Below are 24,609 nucleotides of genomic sequence, written 5' to 3' on the forward strand. Positions count from 1 at the left end.
GATCCGCACTCTGGATGGTAGAGGAGCCGACGTCGCAGCGGGTGTCGTTTACGGACCGGACAGCGGAGCGTACAATGATCGCTTCGCAATCCGAAAGGATGCCGTGTCAACGAGTATGCCGTCGAACGACACGCGTGAGGAGCGCGAGCGCTTCGGCACCGAGTCGATGCAGGGTGATCCCCGACGCGACGGAGTCGGGCGAGTCATGCTCGTTCAGTCGACGGTGACTCTCGTCGAGGGTTCGACGTTCTGCGTGTCGGGTCACGACGGCGATATCGATCCGCTCCGCCCCGACGGACTGTTCGTTCAGGACACGCGCGTCTTGTCGCGCTGGCAGCTGCGACTGGACGGGATGCCGATCGAGCCGCTCGGCGTGGTGTCGGCGGAGCCCTACGAAACGGTGTTCGTCGGCCGCGCCGCGCCGCGCGCCGGCCATGCCGAGGGAACGGTCATCGTCGAGCGGCACCGCATGGTCGGTCAAGGTATGCGCGAGGACATTCGCCTGCGAAACTATGGCGCTGAGCCTGCGGGGGTAGATCTGACGCTGACTGCCGAAGCCGACTTCGTCGATCTTTTTCTGGTCAAGGAGCACAGGCTCGCGCACGTGCCGCCCGTCGGCCACCACCACGTCGGGGGTGACCTCGTCTACTGGCTGGACCGGCCAGGTTCGCAGCGCGGCATCCGGATCTCGGCGCCCGGAGCCCTCTCCAGTCCGCAGACCCTCACGTTCCGAGTCGTCGTCCCGGCGCGTGACGAATGGCGCACGACGATCGAGGCGGTGCCCAGCGCTCAGGGAGTCGATCTCGAGTTCCTCTACCCTGCGGACCGCCCGGTTGCCGAGACGACGCCCGCACTGCGGATGCGGGACTGGCGCGACGAGACACCGGACACAGTGACCTCGAATCGCGTGCTCGCCGATGCTCTGCGCACGAGCGAGCGCGACCTTGGAGCGCTGCGCATTCAGGATCCGAAGCATCCTGAAGACGACGTCGTGGCAGCCGGAGCGCCGTGGTTCATGGCGCTCTTCGGTCGGGACTCTCTCCTGACTGGATGGATGATGCTGCCCTTCGCGCCGCGGCTCACGCTAGGCACGCTCCGAACCCTCTCACGGCTGCAGGGTCTGCAGCCGGACGCGCGGACCGAGGAGCAGCCCGGGCGGATCCTGCACGAGGTCCGGCTCGGGGCCGACCTGTCTCTCGCCTTAGGAGGGGCCAGCGTCTACTACGGCTCCATCGACTCCACCCCGCTCTTCGTGATGCTTGTGGGCCGAGCCCTGCGATGGGGCATCCCCGCCCAGGACCTGGCAGAGTTCCGGCCGGCCGTGGAACGAGCGCTCGACTGGATCATCCGATGGGGCGATCGCGACGGTGACGGCTTCGTCGAATACCTTCGCTCGAGCGACCGCGGACTGCTGAACCAGGGCTGGAAGGACAGCTCCGACGGCATCACTTTCCGTACTGGGGTCGCCGCCCGCCCGCCCGTCGCGCTGGCCGAGGTGCAGGGATACAGCTATGCGGCGATGCGAGCAGGCGCCGACCTCCTTCGCGCGTGGGGAGACGACATCGCCGCCCAGGACTGGGACGAGCGTGCGAGCGTGCTGCGCACGCAGTTCGACGAGGCGTTCTGGATGCCGGAGGAGAACACGTACGCGCTCGCGCTCGATGCCGACAAGCGGCAGGTCGACGCTGTGGCCTCGAATGCCGGACACTGTCTCTGGAGCGGCATCGTGCCGACGCATCGCGCTGACGCCGTCATCGACCGCCTCATAGCGCCCGACATGTTCACTGGGTTCGGCATCCGAACGCTGTCGACCCAGGCGGGCGCGTACAACCCGGTGAGCTACCACAACGGGTCGGTGTGGCCCCACGATACGGCGCTCGCCGCCGCGGGGATGGCGGCATATGGACGACGGGATGCCGCAGCCACCGTCATCGAGGGACTTCTCGACGCGCTCGAGGCGCATGGTGGCCGGCTCCCCGAACTATTCTGCGGGTTCAGCCGCGTCGACAAACCAGTGCCGGTGAGCTATCCGGCGTCGTGCTCGCCGCAGGCGTGGGCGGCCGCGACCCCGTTCGAGCTGCTGCGGATCGCCATCGGACTCGACCTCGACCTGCCACGCGGCATCGCTCGGGTCCAACCCACCCCGGCGACCATCGGCCCCATTCGCGTCGATCGCCTGCCAGCCGGACCAGCCCGACTCGATGTCAGGGCCGATGCCGCGGGGGCCGAGCTCCGCGGTCTGCAAGGAGACGCTGAAGGCCGGTAGGCCGCTGCCGGCACGGCCTCGGACGGCGAGCCGATCCCCGGACCTATGACTCGGTGCTCTCTACTGGAGTCGAGTGGTATCTGGATCGCGGGCATGGCTCGCATCGATACCGGCACGATCGACCTCGTCTCGCCCACCGACAGAGCACTACGCGCCAGACACGGGTCCTTGGCTGGTCGGCATGTCAAGGTCTTGGGGCCGGTCTTGCGCCGAACCTAATCTGCTCGGCATGGCAACCTCATCTACACCCCTGCGCACCGTCGCGCTGAACTGCACGCTCAACCAGTCTCCCGCCGTTGCGGCAACATCCGTACCCGGCGCCGGAAGCAGGGCTCGTAGACCTCCGAAGCGCGATGCGCGGAGCGAGCGCGATGGCCTCCACTCTCGGCGAAAGGCGTGGTGAGGGTGAGCGCATGAGCGACAAGACGAACAACACCACCGGCATGCGGGTGGTGTTCTGGGTGTGGATGGGGATCATCATCGTCGGTCTGACCGTGATGATCCTGACACCGCTGACGGGACGCTGACCGTGCGACGCGTTCTGCGTGACAACGCGCTGAGCCTCGCGTTCCTCACGATCTTCATCGTCGCCCTGGTCGGCCAGTCCATCGCCGGCCACACGTCCAACAACGAAGAGCTCGTCAGTCACGGGCAGACAGCCATCGGCTACCTGGAGTTCGTGACGTCGTCCGCGTTCCTGGTGGATGTCGCGGAGAACTGGCAGTCCGAGTTTCTCCAGTTCTTCCTGTTCATCTTCGCCACGATCTGGTTCGTGCAGAAGGGCTCGCCGGAGTCGAAGAAGCCCGGCGACGAGGGCGTCGGCGACGATCGCAGCCAGATGGTCGGAGCGCATGCCCGACCGGACTCCCCGGCGTGGGCGCGGGCGGGCGGTGCGCGTCAGTGGATCTACTCGAACTCGCTGCTGCTGGTGATGGGCACCGTGTTCCTGCTGTCGTGGTTCGCGCAGTCCCTCGGCGGCGTCGTCGTGATGAACGAGGACAACTCCATGCACGGGACACCCGCCATCACGTGGGCCGAGTACGTGGTGTCGGCCGACTTCTGGAACCGGACGCTGCAGAACTGGCAGTCCGAGTTCCTCGCGGTCGGCGCGATGGTCGCGTTCTCGATCTACCTCCGCCAGCGCGGCTCGAGCGAGTCCAAGCCGGTCGGGCTGGCGCACCACGAGTCGGCACAGGAATCGGAATAGCGATGGCGGCTCACGCCAAGACCTGAAAATCCGCGAAATTGCGCGGAAGTGGGACCGAGACAGATCCAGCTGATTTCCGCCACATGGAACTCGAGTCCCTTCAGTGTGCGAACGGTTTCCTCAGGTCCTGCATCGGCTGCCCTACCTCGATGAGATATGTCATGGGCAGCGGACCGAACACGTCCACGAGCTCGCCGCCGAGCTGTCGCGGAAAGGCGACGACGAGTTCGATGCCTGGCCGAGGCATGTTGGCGATCAGGTAATCCACGCCGCGGATGCGCTTGAGGCGACCGCTCACACGAGGTCGTGAACTGCCGTGGTTCGGAGGACGCGCGAACGTCACGCGGTGGTCGATGTCGAAGTCGTCGAGATCTCCCACGGCGCACGATCGGGCGCGTGATGACTGTTCCATGCCTCATCGTCCCACGCGGCGGTTGCGAGTGGGGGCCCTGGCGCGAGCAGCCCGGAGTATTCGCGGAGCCCGGCGGTGAGCGCGCGCGCCGCCCCGCGCTGTGAACCGTCCAGGATCGGGGCGTAACGTCCGATCATGAGCCCACAGGCACAGACGAACCAGAGTGACGTTCCGGCGCCCCCGGCCAACCGGCGAGCGCTCGGGTGAAGATCGCGATGCTCGGTCCCATCGCCTGGCGGACGCCACCGATCAGCTATGGACCGTGGGAGCGCGTGACCAGTCTGCTGACCGAGGGACTGGTGCGCCGCGGACTGGATGTGACGCTGTTCGCGACCGGCGACTCGATCACCGGCGCCGAACTGGATGCCGTCGCACCGCACGGCTATGCGAAAGACCCGACGATGGACGGCCGCGTGTGGGAGGCGCTTCACGTCGCGCACGCACTCGAACGGGCGGGCGAATACGATCTCGTGCACAATCAGCTGGACTGGCTCCCGCTTGCCTTCACCGCCCAATGGCGCACACCGATGGTCACGACCGTCCACGGCTTCTCGGGTCCGGCTATCCTGCCCGCGTACCTCGCCTCGGCATCGGCGTTCGTCTCCATCTCCGACGCCGACCGCTCCCCCAGCCTTGAGTACCTCGCGACGATCCACCACGGGATCGACCCCGCAGAACTCCCGTATGTGGCAGAGCCGGACGACTACCTGGTGTCGTTCGGGCGCATCCATCCCGACAAGGGCACCGCGGCGGCGATCGAGATCGCACGCCGGGCAGGCCGCCGACTGGTGATCTGCGGTCTCGTCCAGGACGCCGACTATTTCCACGCCGAGGTGGAGCCACACATCGACGGGGAGGGCGTCGTGTTCCTCGGCGCCGTAGGTGCAGAGGAACGCGCTCGTGTCCTCGGCCACGCCGTCGCGCTGCTGCACCCGATCGACTTCGACGAGCCATTCGGGCTCGCGGTGGTCGAATCGATGATGTGCGGCACACCGGCTCTCGCGTTCCGCCGGGGGTCGATGGCGGCGGTCATCGACGAGGGCGTGACCGGCAGCACCGTGGCCTCGATCGACGAGGCGATCTCGGCGCTCCCGGCCGTCGTGGCGCTGAACCGGCGTCCCGTCCACGATCGCGCCGTTGCGCGATTCGGCGTGGAGCGGATGGTCGACCAGTACCTGAGCGTGTACGAGACCGTGCTCGCGCGCTGATCCTGGGACGACGTCCAGGTCGGACGTGTAGCGTGCAACCACAGCGTCCGGCTCGCACCCGGACGTGGACCGGACCACGGCGATGAAGGCGCGGTTCCACGAGGGATGCCGCCGGCAGACGTCTCGCCATAGCCCGGAGCGAGTCCGCACGGGCACGATAGAGAGCGTCGCCGTGACCCACTACGGATTCCTCAGCACCTTTCCGCCGACCCGCTGCGGGTTGGCCACATTCACCGCGTCGCTCTCCGATGCGCTCGTCCGCCACGACGACGAGGGCACCGTCGTACGGGTGCTCGATCAGCCCGAGGATCGCGGTCGGCCTGATCCCCGTGCACGGTCTCGCGTGCGCACCGACCTGATCGCCGGCGACAGTCTCAGCACGTTGCGCGCGACCATGGCGCTCAACTCGTGCGACGTCGCGATCGTGCAGCACGAATACGGGATCTACGGCGGACGCGACGGGGATCAGGTTCTCGACGTGCTCGCCGCGCTGAGGATCCCGGCAATCGTCGTGCTCCACACCGTGCTCGTGGCACCCACGCCGCACCAGCGACATGTGCTCACCGAGGTGTGCCGGCTCGCGTCCGCGGTCGTCGTGATGACGACTCATGCCCGCGACAATCTCGCCGCGGTCTACGGCGTCGATCTCGCCGGCGTTCGCGTCATCCCGCACGGCGTGCAGCATGTGGCTCTTCGCGATTCGAATCCGCACAGCGGCCGCCGGGTCGTCACGTGGGGCCTCCTCTCGCCGGGCAAGGGCATCGAATGGGGAATCCGCGCCATGGCGCAGCTCACGGACATCACGCCGAACGTCGAGTACGTCGTCGCCGGTCAGACGCACCCCAAGGTGCTCGCGCATGCGGGTGAGAGCTACCGCACCATGCTCGCCGGTCTCGCAGGCGACCTCGGCGTCGGGTCATCCGTTCGCATGGACGGCCGCTACCTCGAAGCGCCGCAGCTCGCCGCACTCATCGCGTCGGCGGACGTCGTGCTCCTGCCATACGACTCCGTCGACCAGGCGACCTCCGGCGTCCTCGCCGAGGCGGTGGCGGCCGGCGTCCCCGTCGTCGCCACGGCCTTCCCCCACGCGGTGGAGCTGCTGTCGAGCGGAGCCGGGATCGTCGTCCCGCACCAGAACCCTGACGCCACGGCGCATGCGCTGCGCGAGATCATCACCGGCCCGTCCGTCGCCGATCGCATGCGCGAAGCCGCGCTCCGCGAGACGAACGAGACGACGTGGTCCGCGGTCGCCGACCGCTACCGCGCGGTCACGGCGAGGCTCGCCGCCGGCAGGGCGGCGTGATGGATCCCTCTCCGCCATACGAGCACCTGCGCGCGCTGACCGATCACAACGGCATCTTCGAGCACGCTCGACTCGCCACGCCACGCCGCGAACACGGATACTGCACCGACGACGTGGCGCGCGCCCTGATCGTGGTCGCGCGTGAGCGGCAGCAGACCGTCGAGCTGCGGAAGCTGGCTGCGATCTATCTGCGCTTCCTGGAGTCGGCGGTGCGCGCAGACGGGCTCGCGCACAATCGGATGAGCGCCGACGGCGTATGGTCCGACGACCCGGCAATGGGCGACTGGTGGGGACGGCTGCTGTGGGCACTCGGCACCATCGCCGCGCAGCGGGGCGACCCATGGACCCGCGCTCGCGCGCTGCGAACCTTCCGGATCGCCGCGCGCGAGCGGTCGACGAGTCTGCGGACTCTCGCGTTTGCGGCGCTCGGTGCGGCTGAGATCGTGCGCGTGCGTGCGGACGACAACATCGCCCGAACGCTGCTCCGGGAATTCATCGCGGCGATGCCTGCGCTGCCGGATCCGACCTGGCTGTGGCCGGAGCGCCGCCTCTCCTACGGGAACGCCTCCATCGCAGAAGCGCTGATCGCCGCGGGGAGTGCTGTCGATGATGCGGATGCCACGGCCCAGGGTCTGCGGATGCTCGACTTCCTGCTCTCCGTGGAGACATCGGACGAGCGATTCTCCGTGACCGGGACGGCAGGGCGCGGACCCGGCGAGGAGGGGCCGTCGTTCGATCAGCAGCCTCTGGAGCTCGCTGCACTCGCGGACGCGTGTGCCACGGCACACGCCGTCACGGGCGACCCGGTGTGGCTCCCCCCGATCGCGCTCGCCTGGCGTTGGTTCACCGGTCTCAACGACAGCGGGACCGTCATGTTCGACGACCAGACCGGCGCGGGCTTCGACGGGCTCGAACGTGACGGCAGAAACGAGAACCGCGGCGCCGAATCGACCTTGGCCGCCCTGAGCACCTACCAGCAGGCGCTCCGACACCGTGTGCCGGCCGCGCCATGACGGCGCGCGTCCACACGGCGGAACTGAGGGCGCAGCCGGACCGCGTGATTGCCCAGTTGTTCCTGCCGGGCGAAGAATGGTCCGCCGAGCATTCGCGCGCAGGCGAGATCATCGCGCGCGTCATGGCGATGCCCGCCGATCAGACCGATGCGCTCGCGGCCGAGCTGACCCGCGACTTCAGTTCGCGGCATCCCGATGTCGGCGCGCTGTTCCTGGAGAACGCCGACGTCGTGAGCTCTCGCCTGGCCGATCCGGTCGACATCAGCGTCGCGCGTCGTCTGGTGCTGGGCGCGAGTTTCACGGCGGAGTACGCCGTCGAAGGTGCAGCCCTGTGCAACCCCAGCGCGGTCGAGCATCCCGACCAGACCGGACTGGCGCCCGGGCAGCGACGTGTCGCAGTCGCTCTCCGCTCCATCGGGGAAGGTCACCGCTCCTGCATCGAGTTCGCCGAGGCGATCATCGGTCCCGGCCGGCGGTGGACCTTCGTGGAACGCACGCGTCCGCTGTGGCGAGCGCGGATCGACGAAGGGGACTGGAGCATCGTCCACTTCCGCGCCGCGGTCGAAGAAGTGGGGCTCGTCAATGAGATCTCGCACAGCGTGCTGCAGGGACTTCCCGACAGGTTCACCGCGTCGGACGTCGAGACCTCCGTCAGCGGCCTGCCCCGCGCGCTCTCACGGCGCGCGGACAGCGCCCGGCACATCGAGGCGCTGCGCGAGCTGGCGAGCTCCGTCTACCGCGCCGTGTTCTCCCCCGAGACCTCCCTCAGTCAGCGTGTGCTGACCCCGGTGGCGGTGGAGGAACGGCACGGAATGGAGGACGCGCGATTCGTACGATTCACCGACCTCGCCGGTACCACCCACTACCGCGGGACCTACACCGCGTACGACGGCCGCAACATCGCACCACGTCTGATCACCACCTCGGACCTGCGCGAGTTCGACATCCATCGGCTGACCGGCGATGCCGCTCAGGACAAGGGGATGGCGCTCTTCCCTCGGCCCGTGGACGGCAGGTATCTCGCGCTGAGCCGCACCGGAGGCGAGAACATCTCGCTGGCGGAGTCCCACGATGGCGTGATCTGGAACCAGGTCGGGATCGTCCACGCCCCGGCGGAGCCCTGGGAGATCGTCCAGACCGGCAACTGCGGCCCGCCGCTCGAGACGCCGCACGGCTGGATCGTGCTCGTTCACGGCGTCGGCCCGATGCGCAGATACTCTCTCGGTGCGCTGCTCCTCGACCTCGACGACCCGACGATCGTCCTCGGCCGGACGACGACTCCGATCCTGCAGCCGGTCGGCGACCGACGCGACGGCTATGTGCCGAACGTCGTGTACTCGTGCGGCGGGCTCATCGTGGACGACGTGCTCTGGGTCCCGATCGGCATCGGGGACGCACGCATCGGCGTGTGCTCGATAGAAGTCGACGAGCTTCTGGCGCACCTGGTTCCGTAACCTGACGGCGAGTTGAGGAGACAGCCTCCGTGTTTCCTGCATGCAGACACGCACAGCCGACAACGGGCGTAACCTGAGATCAGATGGCCCGGACCCTGTCATTGGCGCACGCCGTGCGCTTCGTCTGACAGGAGCACAAGATGGCCATCAACACTCCCGGGTCGATCGCCTCAAGCGTGCGATCCACGACGCCGAAGGCGCCGAATCTCTACACCGAGTTGTCGAAGATGGTGACCGGGAGCGGCCTCATGCGGCGCCGCTACGGCTACTACTGGACCAAGCTCATCGCGGCGCCGATCGCCGTCGCCAGCGCGCTCGTCGTGTTCGTGCTCCTCGGCGACACCTGGTGGCAGCTGGTCACCGGCGCCGTCCTCGCCGTCCTGCTCACACAGGTCGCGATGCTCGGACATGACGCCGCGCATCGACAGATCTTCCGGTCGGGCCGGTGGAACGACTGGACCAGTCTCGTCCTGGGAAACCTTCTCGTGGGCATGAGCTACGGCTGGTGGCAGCACAAGCACACGCGTCATCATGCCAACCCCAACAAGATCGGCAGCGACCCCGATATCGAACTGCCGGTCATCGCGTTCACCCCGGAGCAGGCGGACCGTCGGCGCGCGAGTCGAAGCGGGCCGCTGCGCTGGCTGATCGCGCATCAGGGAGTGCTGTTCTTCCCGATCCTCTTGCTCGAAGGCCTCTCGTTGCACGCATCGAGCGTGCGGCGCGTGTTCGCGCGCGAGCAGCTCAGACACCGTCCGATCGAGATCGCCTTCCTCGCGGTGCGGATCATCGGGTTCGTCGTGCTCGTCTTCCTCGTGCTGTCCCCGGGGATCGCATTCGCCTTCCTCGGCGTCCAGCTCGGCCTGTTCGGCGTCTACATGGGGATGGCGTTCGCCCCGAATCACAAGGGGATGCCGCTCGTCCCAGCCGACGTCAAGGTCGACTTCCTCCATCGCCAGGTGCTGATGAGCCGCGACATCCGTGGCAGCAGGCTGCTCGACACGGCCATGGGAGGACTCAACTACCAGATCGAGCATCACCTGTTCCCGTCGATGCCTCGACCGCACCTGCGCCATGCGTCGCGAATGATCCGGGCATTCTGCGTGGAACACGGCGTGCCGTACACCGAGACAGGCCTCTGGCAGTCCTACGGAATCGTCGTCCGCTACATCAACAAGGTCGGACTCGGCGAGCGGGATCCCTTCGAGTGCCCGTTGCTCCTGCAGCGGCAAGCCGTCTAGCCCCGCCCGCCCCGAACGGGGGGATCAGAGCGATAGGCGTCCGGCGACGACATCGCGCGCGACGACGCCGATGCGCGTCTGGGTGGATCGGGCGTGGCGCCGGATGCGCGCGAACGCCTCATCCATGTCGATGTCCAGCATCTGAGCGAGGTATCCCTTGGCCTGCTCGATCACCACGCGACTGTCCAGCGCGCGCTGAAGCTGAGCCTGTGCGAGCTCGGACTCCTCGACCAACCGCTGCTGCAGAATGCTGATCGTGGCGATATCGGCCAGTGCCTGCGCGGCGGCGGCATCGGCCGGGTTCAGCGCCCCGGCCTCATCGCGGAAGAGGTTCAGCGATCCCAGTGTCGAGTCGCGCAGCCGCAGCGGAATCGCATGGATCGACGAGAACCCGGAGGCGCGCGCATCGGCGGCGAACGCGGGCCAACGATGGGCGATCTGGTCGATGTCGTAGACAGAGACGACCTCACCCGCTGTCGCCGCCTCGACGCACGGGCCCGCACCGACGCGCAACTGCATCAGCTCGACGAGTTCGCTTCGCTCACTGGTGGAGGCGATCACCTCGAGCCGGTTCGACGGGCTCAGCAGCAGGATGCCGGCAGCCGACGCGTCGAAGAGCGAGATGCAGTCATCGACGAGTCGCTGGAGCACATCGACGACGTCGAAATCGTCGACCAGGGAGTCCGCCAGGGTGACGAAGGTCCCCAGCAGCTGATGCTCGCGGGTGAGCGCCGTCATGCCGTCATCCTAAGCCTTGGATCACAGGCTCAGGTCGAGTCGCCGTGCGATGACATCCGTCGCGACATCGCGCACCGGACGCCCCGCGGCGTACGCGTGGCCGCGCAGGAGCAGGAGGGCGTCGTCCACGCCGATCCTGTTCTTCGCTGCCACCATTCCGGTCGCCTGGTGCACCTCACGACGGGAGTACGGCTCGTCCTCCGCGCCGTCGTTCGGCGTGTCGATACGGCTCAGCGCCCTCCTGAGCAGAGTGCCGGAGACGATGGCCGCCAGGCGGCTCATCCGTTCGATGTCGGCGTCGGACAACTCGCGGGCGGTCATCGAATAGAGGGCGATGGAGCCGATTCCGAGCGTGCTGACGAACAGGGGGAAGGCGAAGAGCGCCCCCACGTCCAGCTCTCGCAGGGCGGCCCACGTGCCGGGCCACAGCGCCCCGCCGTCGACCTGGAGGTCGGACGCGGCGACGGGCAGCCTTGTGCGCAGGGCTTCCCAGGACGGCCCCTCGCCGAGGTCGATCTGGATCTCGTCGATCCGCGCGCCGAGCTTCGTGCTGGCGCACACCGTTTCGGAGCCCATCGGCGAGCCGAGCGTGGACACCACCGCGCCGGACATCGAGACAGCGGCTCGCAACGGCGAGCACAGGTCGGCGTCGCCGGCGGTGAGCGCGGCCGCGGCGATCGCGAAGGCATCGCCCGGCTGATCGTCGGGTGTCGTGGACATCGCTTGCGCCACCGTTCATCTCGGAATGACCAGGCGCGGGGTCTCGGTGCCCTTCTTACGAGGTTACACGCGCCGTCGGCGGACGGGCGGTGCTCTGTCCTCCCTCGCGCGACGAGCGTACGGTGAGGGACATGTGGACAGTCCTTCTCATCCTGCTGGTGGCCTGGGTGGTGCTGTCGATCGTCGGGTTCGTCTTCGACGGCCTGATGTGGCTGGGCATCATCGGGATCGTGCTCTTCGCCGGCACCATCATCTTCGGAATCATCCGCCAACGCGCCCGGCGCCCCAAGCCGTGACCGAGCACGATCACGACACGGGCGACAACGGGGCGACGACGCGGACGTGCAGCGCGCCGGGCCCGACACCGATGCGGGCGCGGATGACGTGCCCGAAAGGGTCGCCGTCCAGTTCTACGGCGTGAGGCGTGTCGAAGCGCGCCTCGAACTGCTCGCCCTGGACGTACCCGAGCGCATGAAGGTCAGGCGACCGCGAGAGCCATCGCCGGGTGACACGGGAGCGACGAGCCGCGCTCTGCAGCGTGAGCCTCGTTCCGATCTGCGCCCAGCCGAACAGGCCCGCCGGGCGCATGATGACGACATCCAGGAGACCGTCGTCGATGACCGCGGCAGGGATCAGCAGCATGTTCCCCGTGAGGGTTCCGCAGTTGCCCACGATGACCGTGTGCGCGCGGGTCGACCTGCTGCGTCCGCCATCGATTCGGTACGTCAGGTGGAAGAGCCGGTTCGCGACGATCGACCGCGCGATCGGCGTGACGTACGCGAACCATCCGAGTCGCTTCTTCGCGATCGCGCTGGTGTCCTTCGCCATCTGGGCGTCGAGGCCGATCCCCGCCATCACCATGAACACGTGGGCGCGTCGGACGCCCTCCTCGTCCTCGACCTCCGCGACACCGACATCGACCGCGCGATCGACCCCCGTGAAGGCCACCGAGACGCTGGCGGTGATGTCGTTGAGGGGTGTGCCGAGGTCGCGGGCCAGAAGGTTCCCCGTGCCGGAGGGGACCAGCGCGACCGGAATACCGGTGCCGCGCATGACCTCGGCCACGGCTCGGACCGTGCCGTCTCCGCCGGCGACGATCACGACCGCCGGGCCGCCCGCGGCAGCCTGCCCCGCGGCAACGCGGCCGGCATCATCGCTCGCGGTCTGGTACCACCGCGTCGGCCGCCACTGCAGGCGACGCTCATGCTCGGCAACCGCCGTGCGGATGCGTTCGAGCGGCGCCTTCGTCGGGTTGTAGACGACCGCCGCGTGCGGTTGCCCTTTGCTCGTCCGCTCCGATCCGCTCATCTGCCGGCCCGGGCCTGCATCCGGCCGCCGGTCGTGCTCAGCGGCCGTGCCCGCCCTCGGTCCGCCAACTGTCGATCCGCTCTCGATCCTTCGCGGCGCCGGCCGCCTGATCGTGCTCGGCTCCGGACGACTCCGCCGACGCCGAGACGTGGAATGCGATGGATTCCGCGAGGGCTGCCACCGCGGCCGCCCGGGCCTGCTCGCTCTCCGCTGCATCGTGGAACTTCACGGCTGCGGCATCCTGTCGAGCTCGAACACCAGCAGTGATCTCTGCCAGTCGATTCGCCAGCACCTCTGCAAGCCCGTCCCTGAGCTCTTCCAGGTTCGTGTTCGCGATTTCCAGTCGACGGTCCGAGACCGTCACCTCGACTGTCGGGTAGCCCGCCCTCGCGAGTCGATCCCGAGTCTCGCTCCCCAGGATCTCCGTCACCTCGTCTCGTTCAGGGCGACGGGTGAATACCGCCTCCACTGTGTAACGCTCCGGGGCGTGGTCTGTCAGCAGCGCGGCAGGCAACGAACCCACCAGCACTGATCCCAGGCCCAGCGCAGCGACATCGGCGCCGCTCGTTCGTGTCTGTGTCTCCATGATCGAACGATACGCGCCGTACATGTGCGGCTCTCAGGTTCCACCCGACGAACGACCGTCACGTGGTCGCCGTGCACCTGGGAGGGCACACATCTGTGACGCGTAAGGTCCGAAGATGGACAGGCATCACCCTCCCAACGATCCGACCCCCGACCAGCAGCGCGCTGCACGGGACAAGAAGTGGGCGAAAGCCGCCAGCATGCACAGGCGCGCCTACGCACCCTTCGACGCGAACCGGCCCCGCCCCCGCACCCGCGCCGACGATCAGGAGCGGGCGCGAAACGCGAAACCGAACGACATCCCGTCGCAACCTCCCGGCGGCCAGGGCGACCAGCTGCCGCGCTGATCCTCCCCAGGCCCGCGGTCACGACGTCCGCCGCGTGCCGCTCGAGGCATCCGTGACGCGCTCCGAAACCGACTACCCCGCCAAGAGCGCTGTCATCTGGGCCTGCGGCATGGGGCGCGCGAACAGGTAGCCCTGGCCGCGGTCGCATCCCATCGTCTTGACCTTCTCGAGCTGCTCCGGCGTCTCAATGCCCTCGGCGACGACGCGGACACCTGCCTCGTGGGCGATCGCTATCGCGGCACCCATCGTGCGTTCGGCCGACGGGGAGTCATCTATCACGAGAGCGCGGTCGATTTTGAGTTCCGTTGCGTGAAGCCGCTTCAGCTGGGTGAGAGACGCCTGCCCGGCGCCGTAATCATCGATCGCGATGCCCAGCCCCAACGCTCGCAGTCGATCGAGCCGGGCGACGACCGACGACACGTTGCCGATGTGACGGCCCTCGGTGATCTCGAGCGTGAGCCTGCGGGCGGGTCGGCTGATTCTCTCGACGAGCTGCCCCAGCCACGTCGTGAACGCGGAATCCTGCAGCTGTGCGGGTGACACGTTGACCGAGACGTCGATGCCCCACTTGGTCATCACGGCCATCGCTCGCGTGGCCATGTACCGGCCGATCTCCGCGATCATCCCGTCCTCTTCGGCGACCGGGATGAACTCGTTGGGTCCCACCAGCCCCCACTCCGCGTGATTCCACCGGCAGAGCGCCTCGACGGCGACCACCCGATTGCTCAGGAGGTCGATCTGCGGCTGGAACCACGCGGTGATCTCCGAGCGCTCGAGCGCATGGGTCAGCGCCCTCGATATCTCACTTCTCACAGCCACGGCTTCTCGCTTCAGTGCTGGCCGGTCCCCCCGACCCCTGCTCCCCGTCGGCGATTCTTGCACCGCGCGTGCTTCGAAACGGCGTCTTGACGCCGGCCGACGTCTCGGGTACCCCGTCAAGGGCTCCGACGCAGGCGAGGGCCGCCGTCCACGACCGCCGGCGCGGGCCGCGAAAGCATGATCGGGAAGTGGTGCGCTGTCGCCGGTTCATGAGAGGTTCGGTGACATGCTGCACGAGGATGACCGCGACCTGATGCGAGCCGTGTCCGACTACCTTCACCGTGTCAACGAGCTGGCCGCGCGCGAGACGGTTCTCGCTCGGACTCCGCTCGGCGACCTCATCAGCGAGCACCTTGCGACGGATGCCGAGCGCGTCTCCGTGGTGCAGGAGCAGATCTCGGATCACCGCCTGGTCGACGCCGACATCGCTCTGGAAGCGTTGTCCGCAGAAGGCGCTGGACGTCTCGTCGGCGTCACCGGCGGTGATCAACGCCACCACCAGGGACTGTCCGAGTTCGTCAGCAACGGTCACGTTCGGTACGACGTCGGACCTGTCGACTACGCCGAGCGTGCGGCTGGCCCGGACTCGAGCAGGCGCGTCGTCTCACTCGGAGTCCGCCTTCTGCACTTCGAGGGCGCCCCGGTCGCGCTGGCTCAGCGCGCGGCGGCGCCCCAGTACGGCCGGCAGACCGCCCTCGTGGAGGTCATGGCCGCCGACGCCGCCCTGGTCACCCGATTCCTCGACGCGCTCCGACGGAGGATGGTGGAGCTCAGCGTGCTCCGGGGCCAGGTGCTGTCGTTCCAGCACACCGAGTACGGGCGTGAGGCCGGCGCCACTTTCGTGGCGCGTCCGTCCGTCGCGGCGGAAGACATCGTGCTTCCCGAGGGCGTGCTCCAAGAGATCATCCAGCACGTCGTGACGATCGGCACGCACCGTGACGCGCTGCGAGGTGCGGGCCAGCATCTGAAGCGCGGCGTCCTGCTCTACGGACCGCCGGGAACCGGCAAGACGCTGACCGTGCGCCACTTGCTCAGCGCGACACCTGAGACGACGGCTGTGGTGCTGACCGGGTCCAGCATCCGGTTCGTCAGCGCCGCGGCAGAGATCGCCCGCACGTTCCAGCCCGCGATCGTCGTCCTCGAAGACATCGATCTCGTCGCGATGGAACGACACGGGTCTCCCCAGCCCCTGCTGTTCGAGGTGCTCGACGCACTGGACGGTCTCGACGGCGACGCCGATGTGTCGTTCATCATGACCACGAACCGCGTCGAAGTGCTCGAACGCGCACTCGCCGAGCGCCCCGGACGTGTCGACCTCGCGGTCGAGGTGCCGCTGCCCGCCCTTCCTGAGCGACGCCGGCTGTTTCGCCGCTACGCCCACAACCTGCCTTACAGCGACGCAGCCCTGACCGGCGCGGCCGAGCGAGCCGAAGGCACCACCGGCTCGTTCGCGAAGGAGCTGATGCGGCGCACCGTTCTCCGCGCGGCCCAGGAAGAGCGCGACCCCCACGACGACGATCTCGTCGCCGAACTCGCGCGCCTGATGGATTCGCGCGCGCAGCTCACCCGCACGATGCTCGGCTCCGCGACGGACGGGTCATCGCCCCCTCCACCCCGCGACCACCAGACGGCGAGCTTCGGCTGGTTCGCGGGTTCGTAGTAGCCATCGGTCGCAGCGACCGACGCACCGCGATCGCGAATCGACGTGCTGTGATGGACGAGTGACCACGCCGGAGAACGCCCTCTCGCTCACCATCGACGGAACCCCCGATTTCGGCAGTGAGGTGCTGAAGTCGCTGTACCGCATCACAGGACGCTCCACCGTCGAGCTGCGACGTGCGATCCGCGACGGCGAGCCCGTCTACACGGCGGGGCTGTTCGGCAACGACCACATCCAGGTCGTTCCTCGGCTCGAGAAGACCGCCGACTACCTCGACAGCCGGGGAATACCCTTCAGCGTCCACGAGTGGGTCGACGGCGAGAGTGAGCAGATCTCGATCGACGTGATGCGGCAGATCATCGAGTCCGCCGACGGCGAATTCCGCTGAGGCTCGCACTCATCGTTCAGTCTCCTGCGTGTGGCCAGGGGAGCGCCCGAGGTGGCGCGCTAGGGTGGCTGCAGGCCGGGTTCCGCACCTTTCGACCGTGTCGCATAGGCATCCCCAGTGCCGAGCCCTCCCCCCAGGGGCGCGCGACGCGCGCGCGGCAGGCTGAGGTCCCTCGGACGCTACAGGCTTCAGCTTGCAACGTCCGAGGGACCGTCCTTGCGCGGGGGGAGCGCAAGGGGAAATCAGCGGCCCAGGCCCCAGAGATCCCCAGTCCGGGCGCCCGCGCCGTGATCGGTTCCCAGGATCACGACGAGCAGCCCGTCGCCTCACCATATCGCGTACACGCCGCGCGGAACAGCATGGGGCGACGCCATTTCGCCACACGAGTTCACGCCCGCGATCTGCCGCCGTTCCACTCGAATGCAATACTGTGCACGTCACACGGACCACGCCGGAGAGGACCGGGATGACAGCGACACCCGCGCCCGACGGCGCCTCGAAGACGCCCTCCCGCTATCGCGGCATCGGCATCGTCCTCATCGGAATGAGCGGCGCGATCTGGTGGCCGGCATTCACGCTCGGGGCGTGGCACACCCCTTTCTTCGACCAGCTTCTGACGGTGTGGGTGGTCGCGACGGCCGGCTTCGTCGTGGTGCTGTTCCAGCCGGCGCGGCCACGGGTGAAGGTGGGCCGTGCCATCGCGCTCGTCATCCCTTCGCTGTGGCTCGTGTTGTCCTTCACGAGCGCCCCCGCCGCGGACGATCTCTGGGGCAACCTGTTCGATGTTCTCGCGGTCGTGGTCGGACTCGTCGGGATCCCGTTCACACTGTGGGTGGTCGTGCGCACCGTGTGGCCCGACGTGATCGCCGACTATTCGCCGCGGGTGCGACTCGGCATCTTCGCCATCGTCGCCGCCATCGCCGTCGCGTCCTTCGTCCTGGGTCTCAACCAGAGCCGGTTCCTCACGTGCGAGGACTTCACGCTCAGCGGCAACTCTGAGCCGCCGGGTTGCATCCACCCCGACGGCTCCCCCACATCCTGACGCATCGGCGGTCGCGTCATCCGGCTCACGGATGCCGCGGGCGCAGCTGGCACCCCGCCCCTGAGGCTCCGGCGGCGCAGCGGCGCGGCGGCGCGTGGAGGGAGAGCGGGGACCGATCCGGTCTCGTCCTTCGGCTAGGCGAGCCGCATCGTTGCCTGCGGTCCCGCGGCGAGCGCGGCAGCGGTGCGGACGATCGTCTGCTGCATCACCTCGACGGCCGCCGTCGCCGAGATGTCGGCGACGCGGGCGATGCTGATGGTGCGCGTCAGCGTCGGATCGGAAAGGCGCACCGAGCGCAGCCCTGAGCGCTCGATGAGCACCATCGCGGGCACGATCGCGACGCCGATCCCCCTCTCGACGAAACGCAGCACCGCGTCCATCTCCGCACCCTCGATCACGGTGCTCGGCGACAGGCCCGCGGCCGCGAACGCCGCGTCGGTCGTCGCGCGAAGATCGTACGTCGAGCTGAACGCCACCTGCGGCAGACCCGCCACCTCACCGAGGCCGATGCTCTCTCGCGCCGTGAGCGGTGGGGCACCGGCCGAAGAGATGACCACCAGCTCCTCGACGAGGAGGGGCGCGACGCTGAACCGCTCCGCGGACGCCGCACCCGACGTCGTGATCAATGCGAGATCCAGCTCGCCGCCGGCCAGGTGATCCAGCAGTCCGCGCGAACCGCTCTCGGTGATGTGCAGTTCGATCCCCGGATGCGCGGCGTGGAAGGCGCTCAGCACCTCGGCGACGAGGCTGATGCACAGGGTCGGGGTCGCGCCCAGGCGCACACGCCCGCGCTGGAGGCCGGCCAGTTCGTCGAGTTCACGGCGGACGGATGCCGCGTCCGCCAGCATCCGCCGCGCGAGGGGAAGCAGCGACTCCCCCGCGGCGGTCAGCGTGCTGCCCGTTCGTGCCCGGTGCAACAGCTCGGCCCCCAGGCTCTGCTCGAGCGTCGAGATCTGGCGGCTGAGCGACGGCTGCGCGAGGTGGAGCTGATCGGCCGCACGGGTGAAATTGCCCAGCTGAGCGACGGCGACGAAGGCGCGGAGCTGCTCGAGATTCACACGCATAGCGTATCGCTATGGATTCGACCACGAATATGCATTGGAGTAATGGAAGGGAACTGCCTAGCGTGTCTGACGTGATCCCTGCAGAACGCCAGCTTTCCACCACCGTCCTCGTGATCGGCACCGGCGGTTCCGGTCTCCGCGCGGCCATCGAACTCGCCGAGGCCGGCGTCGACGTCCTCGCCCTGGGCAAGCGACCGAAGTCCGACGCCCACACCTCCCTCGCCGCCGGCGGCATCAACGCCGCCCTCGGCACCATGGATGCCGACGACAGCTGGCAGCAACACGCCGCCGACACGCTGAAGGAGAGCTACCTCCTTGCCAACCCGCACACCGTCGAGATCGTCACGTCGGGCGCCGCCCGCGGGATCGAAGACCTCGAGCGCTACGGGATGCCGTTCGCCCGGGAGGACGATGGCCGCATCTCGCAGCGCTTCTTCGGTGCGCACACGTACCGTCGCACCGCGTTCGCCGGCGACTACACGGGGCTCGAGATCCAGCGCACGCTGATCAACCGCGCCGTGCAGCTGCAGGTGCCCATCCTCGACACCGTGTACGTGACGCGCATCCTCGTGAACGACGACGGCGCGGTCTTCGGCGCGTACGGGTTCGATCTCGAGGACGGCACGCGCTATCTGATCCACGCCGACGCGGTGATCCTCGCCGCGGGCGGCCACAACCGCATCTGGCGACGCACGTCTTCGCGGCGCGACGAGAACACCGGTGATTCGTTCCGCCTCGCGGTGGAGGCGGGCGGCCGCCTTCGGGACCCCGAGCTCGTGCAGTTCCACCCCAGCGGGATCATCGAGCCTGAGAACGCTGCCGGGACCCTCATCTCCGAGGCGGCGCGCGGCGAGGGCGGCATCCTGCGCAACGGGCTCGGCGAGCGGTTCATGCACAAGTACGACCCCGAGCGACTCGAGCTGTCCACGCGCGACCGCGTTGCCCTGGCCTGCTACACCGAGATCAAGGAGGGCCGTGGCACGCCGAACGGCGGCGTCTGGCTGGATGTCTCCCACCTCCCGCGAGAGACGATCATGACCCGCCTTCCCCGCGTGTATCAGACGATGCTCGAGCTGCAGATGCTCGACATCACCAAGGAGCCGATCGAGATCGCGCCGACGGCGCACTATTCGATGGGCGGTGTGTGGGTGCGCTCGTCGGACCACTCCACCGATGTCCCGGGCCTCTACGCGATCGGCGAGGCGTCCTCGGGACTCCACGGCGCCAACCGCCTCGGCGGCAACTCGCTGATCGAGCTCCTGGTGTTCGGTCGCATCGTCGGACAGGCGGCCGCCACGTACTCCGCGGCGCTGCCCGCCCAGAAGCGCTCGGCCGCGGCCGTCGCGACCGCTCGCGCCGAGATCGACGATCTGCTCGCCGCATCCGGAACCGAGAACGTCCGGGCACTCCAGCGGGCGATCCGCGACACCATGACCGAGCACGCCGGAGTGGTGCGCGACGAACAGGGGCTGCTCACCGGCCTCGCCGAGCTCGACGCGATCGAGGCGCGGATGGCCGACATCGGGGTGCACCCCGACATCGCGGGCTACCACGACCTCGCGCACGCGTTCGACCTGAAGTCGGCGGTACTCGCCGCCCGCGCGACCCTCGAAGCCGCGCTGGAGAGGCGCGAGACACGCGGCTGCCACAACCGCAGCGACTACCCCGACATCGATCCCGAGCTGCAGGTCAACCTGGTGTGGTCTTCCTCCACCGGAGTCGTGCGAGAGCCGATCCCGCCCATTCCCGCCGAGATCGCCGCGCTGATGCGCGAGGTGTCGGTCGCCGGGAAGCTCGTCGAGTAGGCCGCCGACGCGATGCCCCCCGGGTGACCCCGGACCCGCCGGAGCGGCGGGGTCCGGGGTCTACCCCGTTCGGCCGCAGGCTGCAACCCCCGAGAGCGAACGCGGGTGCACCAGGTAGAAAGGCCTCGTGAAGAGGGTGACCTACGCGGGAAGCGAATTCGTGACGGGGAACGACATCGCAGCCGCGCTGCTGGGCTGCGGCCAGGCGCTGGCCGAGGCCGGTGAGGCGGAGGCGGTGACGGTTCCGACCAGGGAGCCGGACGGATCCGTGGGCGAGGTGACGGTGCTCATCGGTCCGGCGAGCCAGATGGTCGCACGCGATGCCGACAGCGACGACGAACTCGTCGACGAGTCCGCGGTCGCCCGCTTGAAATCGATCCAACGACGCCTGCGCCCGGTCGCGGTGATCGACCTCCCCGCTTCGCACGACGACTGGAACGACGAGATCTGACCAGCCGACTCGATCACCCGCTGCCGAAGGACAGTGCCGGCGTGGCGGCATCCGTCAGCGGAAGTCCCTCGCGCGGTGCTGCACGCCGACACGGAGGTCTTCGAACGCGTCCGCGATGAGGTTCGTCACGCCCTCGGCCGAGCGCTCGAGAATGCCACGCGCGATGAGCGCCGGGGAATCGCGAACGATGCGGCGGTAGCGATTCCAGACGCCGAGGGAACACACGATGTTGACGAGTCCGTGCTCGTCCTCGAGATTCAGGAACGTGATTCCGGATGCTGTCGCCGGCCGTTGCCGGTGAGTCACGAGCCCGGCGACCTCGACGCGGCGGCCGACCTCGTGACTGCGCAGCCCGCGGGAGGTCAGGACGCCCCGCGCATCGAGCCCGGAGCGGTAGTGGGTGATCGGGTGGTCGTCGGTCGAGATGCCCGTCGCCCACAGGTCGGCGGCCAGGCGCTCGTAGCTGGTGGGATCGGCGAACAGCGGCGGCTGCACCGCGATGAGCGAGTCCGGCAGGAACTCGGGGCGGTCCTGCGCCGCAGAACCGGCGAGCCAGATCGCCTCGCGCCGGCTGAGACCGAGGCATTCGAACGCCCCCGCCGTGGCGAGCGCCTCGACCTGCACCGCGGTGATGCTGGTGCGCCGCACGAGATCGCGGAGGTCGCGGAACAGCCCGCCCGTTTCGCGCGCGGTGACGATGCGCTGCGCGACCGTCGCCCCGATCCCCTTCACTCCGGCCAGGCCCAGCCGCACCGCGAACCTCCCGTCGCGGCGGTGCGCGGCGGACTCGTCGGGCGCGTCGAGGTCGAAGAGCCCGACCGGCGGCTGCTTCCGCTCGACGCAGGAGTCGAGGCCGGTCGGTCTCGATGAGATGTCTTCGCCGGGCTCGGGGCGCTTCGTCTCTGCGTTTCGACTAGCAAGCTCGCTCAAGGACCGCGTTCCACCCTCGCTCGACGCCCGGGAGGAGGGTTCGAGCACCGCCTCGCTGCCCGAGAGATGCAGGTCGGGACGGCGCACCTCGACACCGTGGTGGCGCGCGTCGCCCACGAGGGTCGCCGGAGAGTAGAAGCCCATCGGCTGCGCCCGCAGCAGCCCCGCGAGGAACGCCGCCGGATAGTGCAGCTTGATCCAGGAGCTGGCGTATACGAGCAGCGCGAACGACAGGGAGTGCGATTCCGCGAAGCCGAAGTTCGCGAATGCCTGGATCTTGGCGTAGATCGCGTCGGCCTCCTCGCCCACGAGGTCGTTCTCGGCCATGCCGGCGTACAGCTTCTTCTTCAGCGAGTCGATGCGCTCGATCCCGCGTTTGGAGCCCATGGCGCGGCGCAGCAGGTCGGCGTCCTCGCCGGTGAGCCCGCCGACTGCCATGCCCATCTGCATGAGCTGTTCCTGGAACACCGGGATCCCCATCGTGCGCTCGAGCACCGACACGAGCTTGGGGTGGGGATAGGTCACCTTCTCCTGTCCGAGCTTGCGCTTGACGAAGGGATGCACCGCCCCGCCCTGGATGGGGCCGGGGCGGATGAGCGCGATCTCGATCACGAGGTCGTAGAACCGACGCGGCTGCAGGCGCGGGAGAAGCCCCATCTGGGCGCGCGACTCCACCTGGAACACCCCGATCGAGTCGGCGCGGCACAGCATGTCGTAGACAGCCTTCTCCTCCTTCGGGATCGTCGACAGCTCCCAGTCCTCCCCCGTCGAGGCGCGGATCATGTCGAAGCAGTACTGCAGGGCGGCCAGCATCCCGAGGCCCAGCAGGTCGAACTTCACGAGACCCATCCAGGCGGCGTCGTCCTTGTCCCACTGGATCACCGTGCGGTTCTCCATGCGCGCGTGCTCGATCGGCACGACCTCGCCCACCGGGCGGTCGGTGAGCACCATGCCGCCGGAGTGGATGCCGAGATGCCGCGGCGCCTTGAGCAGCTCTGACGCGAACTCCAGCACCTGATCGGGGATGTCGTGGCCGGCGCCGGTCTCGAGGAGGGCCCCCCAGCCCTCGATCTGCTTCGACCAGGCGTCCTGCTGCCCCGGCGAATGCCCCAGCGCCTTGGCCATATCGCGCACGGCGTTCTTGGGGCGGTACTGGATGACGTTCGCGACCTGCGCCGCACGGTCGCGCCCGTACTCCCGGTATACCCACTGGATGACCTCTTCACGACGGTCGGAGTCGAAGTCGACGTCGATGTCGGGCTCTTCCTCACGCAGGCTCGACAGGAACCGCTCGAACGGCAGGTCGTACGCGATCGCGTCGACGGCGGTGATGTCGAGCAGGTAGCAGATGGCGCTGTTGGCGGCGGACCCGCGCCCCTGACAGAGGATGCCCTGGCTCCGAGCGAACTGCACGATGCCGTGAACGATCAGGAAGTAGCCCGGGAAGTCCTTCACCTCGATGACCCCGAGCTCCTTCTCGATGCGCGCCCGGTTCTCCTCCGTCAGGTCGGGGTATTTGCGCGGCACCGCCTCCCACACCAGGTGCCGCAGCCACGACATCGGCGTGTGCCCTTCGGGCACCCTCTGCTTCGGGAGCGCGGGCTTGGCCTTGCGCAGCGGGAAGGCGAGCTCGTCGGCGAGCGTCACGGTCCGGGCGACGGCATCCGGGAACCGCACGAAGCGCTCCGCCATCTCGGCCCCCGACCGCAGATGGGCACCGGCGTGAGCGGGCAGCCATCCGTCGAGCTCGTCGAGACCGCGGTTCGCACGCACGGCGGCGACCGCCGCGGCGAGCAGCTGCCGCTTCGGCACGGCGTAATGGACGTTGTTGGTCGCGAGGAGCGGGAGGCCCCGCTCCCGCGCGAGCCCCACGAGCACGTCGTTGTCGCGGGTGTCGAGCGGATTGCCGTGGTCGATGAGCTCGACATGCACGTTGTCCTTCCCGAACAGCGTCACGAGGCGATCGAGTTCGCCGGCTGCCGCGTCGGGGCTCTCAGCGAGTGCGCGGCGCACCGCCCCCTTTCGGCACCCGGTGAGCACCGCCCACTCCCCCGCCGCCTGTGCGGCGAGCTCCTCGAGGTCGTAGACCGGCCTGCCCTTCTCCGCCCCCTGCAGCTGCGCGTGCGTGATCGCACCCGCCAGCCGGTGGTACCCCTCCTCACCGCGGGCGAGTACCAGCAGGTGTGCGCCGACCGGATCCGCCTCGCCGTTCTGCGGCTTCGGCAGCTCGAGCGACAGCTCGGCGCCGAACACGGTCTTGAGCTGCAGCGACTCCGCGGCCTCCGCGAACCGGACGATGCCGTAGAACCCGTCGTGATCGGTGACCGCGAGGGCATGCAGCCCCAGACGCTCCGCCTCCTCGGCGAGCTCCTCGGGTGAGGAAGCCCCGTCGAGGAACGAGTACGACGAGTGGGCGTGCAGCTCGGCGTACGGGATCGCATCGGCCGGGCGCTCGATCTCGGGTGCGACATACGGCCCTCGCTTGTGCGACCACGCAGGGCTGTCGCCGCCGTCCGCGCCCACCGGCGGCGCATCGGGCCTGCGGCGGCCGCTCAGCACGCGCTCCATCTCGGACCACGGCACACCGGGGTTGTTGAAGCCCATCAGCGACCCCTGTTCCTCGTGGGCTCGGGGCCTCTCGTCTCTGC

The 24,609-nt window shown here is 68.6% G+C and carries 21 protein-coding genes; 13 read left to right on the plus strand and 8 right to left on the minus strand.

Annotated elements, in window-relative coordinates; genetic code table 11:
- The first annotated feature begins 103 nt into the window (after positions 1 to 103).
- Entirely contained in the window at positions 104 to 2,266 is a 2,163-nt protein-coding gene (locus J2Y46_RS19355) for a glycogen debranching N-terminal domain-containing protein (RefSeq protein ID WP_310244655.1), read from the plus strand.
- A 529-nt stretch (positions 2,267 to 2,795) separates the two neighbouring features.
- Entirely contained in the window at positions 2,796 to 3,473 is a 678-nt protein-coding gene (locus J2Y46_RS19360; RefSeq protein ID WP_045298240.1) for a DUF6766 family protein, read from the plus strand.
- 100 nt (positions 3,474 to 3,573) lie between these two features.
- Here J2Y46_RS19360 and J2Y46_RS19365 read toward each other — a convergent pair whose 3' ends face one another.
- Positions 3,574 to 3,885 (minus strand): hypothetical protein, encoded by a 312-nt coding sequence (locus J2Y46_RS19365; RefSeq protein WP_310244658.1) that lies wholly within the window; start codon positions 3,883 to 3,885, stop codon positions 3,574 to 3,576.
- 215 nt (positions 3,886 to 4,100) lie between these two features.
- Between J2Y46_RS19365 and J2Y46_RS19370 the strand changes: the two genes are divergently transcribed.
- From J2Y46_RS19370 to J2Y46_RS19390, 5 genes are all read left to right on the plus strand, one after another.
- On the plus strand, positions 4,101 to 5,093 hold the full coding sequence (locus J2Y46_RS19370) for a glycosyltransferase family 4 protein (RefSeq protein ID WP_310244660.1): 993 nt from the start codon (positions 4,101 to 4,103) through the stop codon (positions 5,091 to 5,093).
- A gap of 172 nt (positions 5,094 to 5,265) precedes the next feature.
- Positions 5,266 to 6,396 (plus strand): glycosyltransferase, encoded by a 1,131-nt coding sequence (locus J2Y46_RS19375; RefSeq protein WP_052676747.1) that lies wholly within the window; start codon positions 5,266 to 5,268, stop codon positions 6,394 to 6,396.
- Complete coding sequence (locus tag J2Y46_RS19380) at positions 6,396 to 7,409, plus strand: glycosyltransferase (RefSeq protein WP_310244663.1); 1,014 nt, start codon at positions 6,396 to 6,398, stop codon at positions 7,407 to 7,409. Before J2Y46_RS19375 ends, J2Y46_RS19380 begins: the two co-directional genes overlap by 1 nt.
- A 44-nt stretch (positions 7,410 to 7,453) precedes the next feature.
- Entirely contained in the window at positions 7,454 to 8,863 is a 1,410-nt protein-coding gene (locus J2Y46_RS19385) for a glycosylase (protein ID WP_245619553.1), read from the plus strand.
- Between the two features lie 140 nt (positions 8,864 to 9,003).
- Positions 9,004 to 10,104 (plus strand): acyl-CoA desaturase, encoded by a 1,101-nt coding sequence (locus tag J2Y46_RS19390; RefSeq protein WP_045298232.1) that lies wholly within the window; start codon positions 9,004 to 9,006, stop codon positions 10,102 to 10,104.
- 24 nt (positions 10,105 to 10,128) lie between these two features.
- Here J2Y46_RS19390 and J2Y46_RS19395 read toward each other — a convergent pair whose 3' ends face one another.
- Entirely contained in the window at positions 10,129 to 10,842 is a 714-nt protein-coding gene (locus J2Y46_RS19395) for a GAF and ANTAR domain-containing protein (RefSeq protein WP_045298230.1), read from the minus strand.
- Positions 10,843 to 10,863: 21 nt separating this feature from the next.
- Positions 10,864 to 11,562: a GAF and ANTAR domain-containing protein gene (locus J2Y46_RS19400; protein WP_310244666.1), complete on the minus strand. Its 699-nt coding sequence runs from the start codon at positions 11,560 to 11,562 to the stop codon at positions 10,864 to 10,866.
- A 131-nt stretch (positions 11,563 to 11,693) separates the two neighbouring features.
- Between J2Y46_RS19400 and J2Y46_RS19405 the strand changes: the two genes are divergently transcribed.
- A complete protein-coding gene (locus J2Y46_RS19405; protein ID WP_310244668.1) occupies positions 11,694 to 11,858 on the plus strand; it encodes a hypothetical protein in 165 nt (54 codons plus the stop codon).
- A 10-nt stretch (positions 11,859 to 11,868) separates the two neighbouring features.
- Here the strand turns inward: J2Y46_RS19405 and J2Y46_RS19410 are convergent, their stop codons facing one another.
- The 3 genes from J2Y46_RS19410 to J2Y46_RS19420 form a co-directional block, all read right to left on the minus strand.
- Positions 11,869 to 12,870, minus strand: coding sequence for a diacylglycerol kinase family protein (locus J2Y46_RS19410; protein WP_310244670.1), 1,002 nt, complete (start codon positions 12,868 to 12,870; stop codon positions 11,869 to 11,871).
- Positions 12,871 to 12,907: 37 nt separating this feature from the next.
- The gene (locus tag J2Y46_RS19415) at positions 12,908 to 13,456 is read right to left on the minus strand and encodes a hypothetical protein (protein ID WP_045298353.1); all 549 of its coding nucleotides are present in this window, start codon (positions 13,454 to 13,456) and stop codon (positions 12,908 to 12,910) included.
- A 418-nt stretch (positions 13,457 to 13,874) separates the two neighbouring features.
- Complete coding sequence (locus tag J2Y46_RS19420; RefSeq protein WP_169748683.1) at positions 13,875 to 14,621, minus strand: EAL domain-containing protein; 747 nt, start codon at positions 14,619 to 14,621, stop codon at positions 13,875 to 13,877.
- Positions 14,622 to 14,847: 226 nt separating this feature from the next.
- Here J2Y46_RS19420 and J2Y46_RS19425 point away from each other — a divergent pair, with 226 nt between their 5' ends.
- The 3 genes from J2Y46_RS19425 (at position 14,848) to J2Y46_RS19435 (ending at position 17,711) form a co-directional block, all read left to right on the plus strand.
- Positions 14,848 to 16,281: an ATP-binding protein gene (locus tag J2Y46_RS19425; protein WP_310244675.1), complete on the plus strand. Its 1,434-nt coding sequence runs from the start codon at positions 14,848 to 14,850 to the stop codon at positions 16,279 to 16,281.
- A 61-nt stretch (positions 16,282 to 16,342) separates the two neighbouring features.
- A complete protein-coding gene (locus J2Y46_RS19430) occupies positions 16,343 to 16,669 on the plus strand; it encodes a hypothetical protein (protein WP_310244677.1) in 327 nt (108 codons plus the stop codon).
- A 466-nt stretch (positions 16,670 to 17,135) separates the two neighbouring features.
- Positions 17,136 to 17,711, plus strand: coding sequence for a hypothetical protein (locus tag J2Y46_RS19435; protein WP_310244679.1), 576 nt, complete (start codon positions 17,136 to 17,138; stop codon positions 17,709 to 17,711).
- 134 nt (positions 17,712 to 17,845) lie between these two features.
- Here J2Y46_RS19435 and J2Y46_RS19440 read toward each other — a convergent pair whose 3' ends face one another.
- The gene (locus J2Y46_RS19440) at positions 17,846 to 18,775 is read right to left on the minus strand and encodes a LysR substrate-binding domain-containing protein (RefSeq protein WP_310244681.1); all 930 of its coding nucleotides are present in this window, start codon (positions 18,773 to 18,775) and stop codon (positions 17,846 to 17,848) included.
- Positions 18,776 to 18,846: 71 nt separating this feature from the next.
- Here J2Y46_RS19440 and J2Y46_RS19445 point away from each other — a divergent pair, with 71 nt between their 5' ends.
- Positions 18,847 to 20,580: an FAD-dependent oxidoreductase gene (locus tag J2Y46_RS19445; RefSeq protein ID WP_310244683.1), complete on the plus strand. Its 1,734-nt coding sequence runs from the start codon at positions 18,847 to 18,849 to the stop codon at positions 20,578 to 20,580.
- 127 nt (positions 20,581 to 20,707) lie between these two features.
- Complete coding sequence (locus tag J2Y46_RS19450; RefSeq protein ID WP_310244684.1) at positions 20,708 to 21,031, plus strand: hypothetical protein; 324 nt, start codon at positions 20,708 to 20,710, stop codon at positions 21,029 to 21,031.
- Positions 21,032 to 21,085: 54 nt separating this feature from the next.
- Here J2Y46_RS19450 and J2Y46_RS19455 read toward each other — a convergent pair whose 3' ends face one another.
- Positions 21,086 to 24,565 (minus strand): error-prone DNA polymerase, encoded by a 3,480-nt coding sequence (locus J2Y46_RS19455; RefSeq protein WP_045298214.1) that lies wholly within the window; start codon positions 24,563 to 24,565, stop codon positions 21,086 to 21,088.
- Positions 24,566 to 24,609 lie beyond the last annotated feature (44 nt).

The organism is Microbacterium sp. BE35 (assembly GCF_031457705.1).
Taxonomy (GTDB): domain Bacteria; phylum Actinomycetota; class Actinomycetes; order Actinomycetales; family Microbacteriaceae; genus Microbacterium; species Microbacterium trichothecenolyticum.

Bases quoted from the DNA above. Each gene is read 5' to 3' on its own strand.
- J2Y46_RS19365 (WP_310244658.1), bottom strand. From the start codon at position 3,885: ATGGAACAGTCATCACGCGCCCGATCGTGCGCCGTGGGAGATCTCGAC.
- J2Y46_RS19370 (WP_310244660.1), top strand. From the start codon at position 4,101: ATGCTCGGTCCCATCGCCTGGCGGACGCCACCGATCAGCTATGGACCG.
- J2Y46_RS19380 (WP_310244663.1), top strand. From the start codon at position 6,396: ATGGATCCCTCTCCGCCATACGAGCACCTGCGCGCGCTGACCGATCAC.
- J2Y46_RS19390 (WP_045298232.1), top strand. From the start codon at position 9,004: ATGGCCATCAACACTCCCGGGTCGATCGCCTCAAGCGTGCGATCCACG.
- J2Y46_RS19395 (WP_045298230.1), bottom strand. From the start codon at position 10,842: ATGACGGCGCTCACCCGCGAGCATCAGCTGCTGGGGACCTTCGTCACC.
- J2Y46_RS19400 (WP_310244666.1), bottom strand. From the start codon at position 11,562: ATGTCCACGACACCCGACGATCAGCCGGGCGATGCCTTCGCGATCGCC.
- J2Y46_RS19405 (WP_310244668.1), top strand. From the start codon at position 11,694: ATGTGGACAGTCCTTCTCATCCTGCTGGTGGCCTGGGTGGTGCTGTCG.
- J2Y46_RS19410 (WP_310244670.1), bottom strand. From the start codon at position 12,870: ATGAGCGGATCGGAGCGGACGAGCAAAGGGCAACCGCACGCGGCGGTC.
- J2Y46_RS19415 (WP_045298353.1), bottom strand. From the start codon at position 13,456: ATGGAGACACAGACACGAACGAGCGGCGCCGATGTCGCTGCGCTGGGC.
- J2Y46_RS19425 (WP_310244675.1), top strand. From the start codon at position 14,848: ATGCTGCACGAGGATGACCGCGACCTGATGCGAGCCGTGTCCGACTAC.
- J2Y46_RS19435 (WP_310244679.1), top strand. From the start codon at position 17,136: ATGACAGCGACACCCGCGCCCGACGGCGCCTCGAAGACGCCCTCCCGC.
- J2Y46_RS19440 (WP_310244681.1), bottom strand. From the start codon at position 18,775: ATGCGTGTGAATCTCGAGCAGCTCCGCGCCTTCGTCGCCGTCGCTCAG.
- J2Y46_RS19455 (WP_045298214.1), bottom strand. From the start codon at position 24,565: ATGGGCTTCAACAACCCCGGTGTGCCGTGGTCCGAGATGGAGCGCGTG.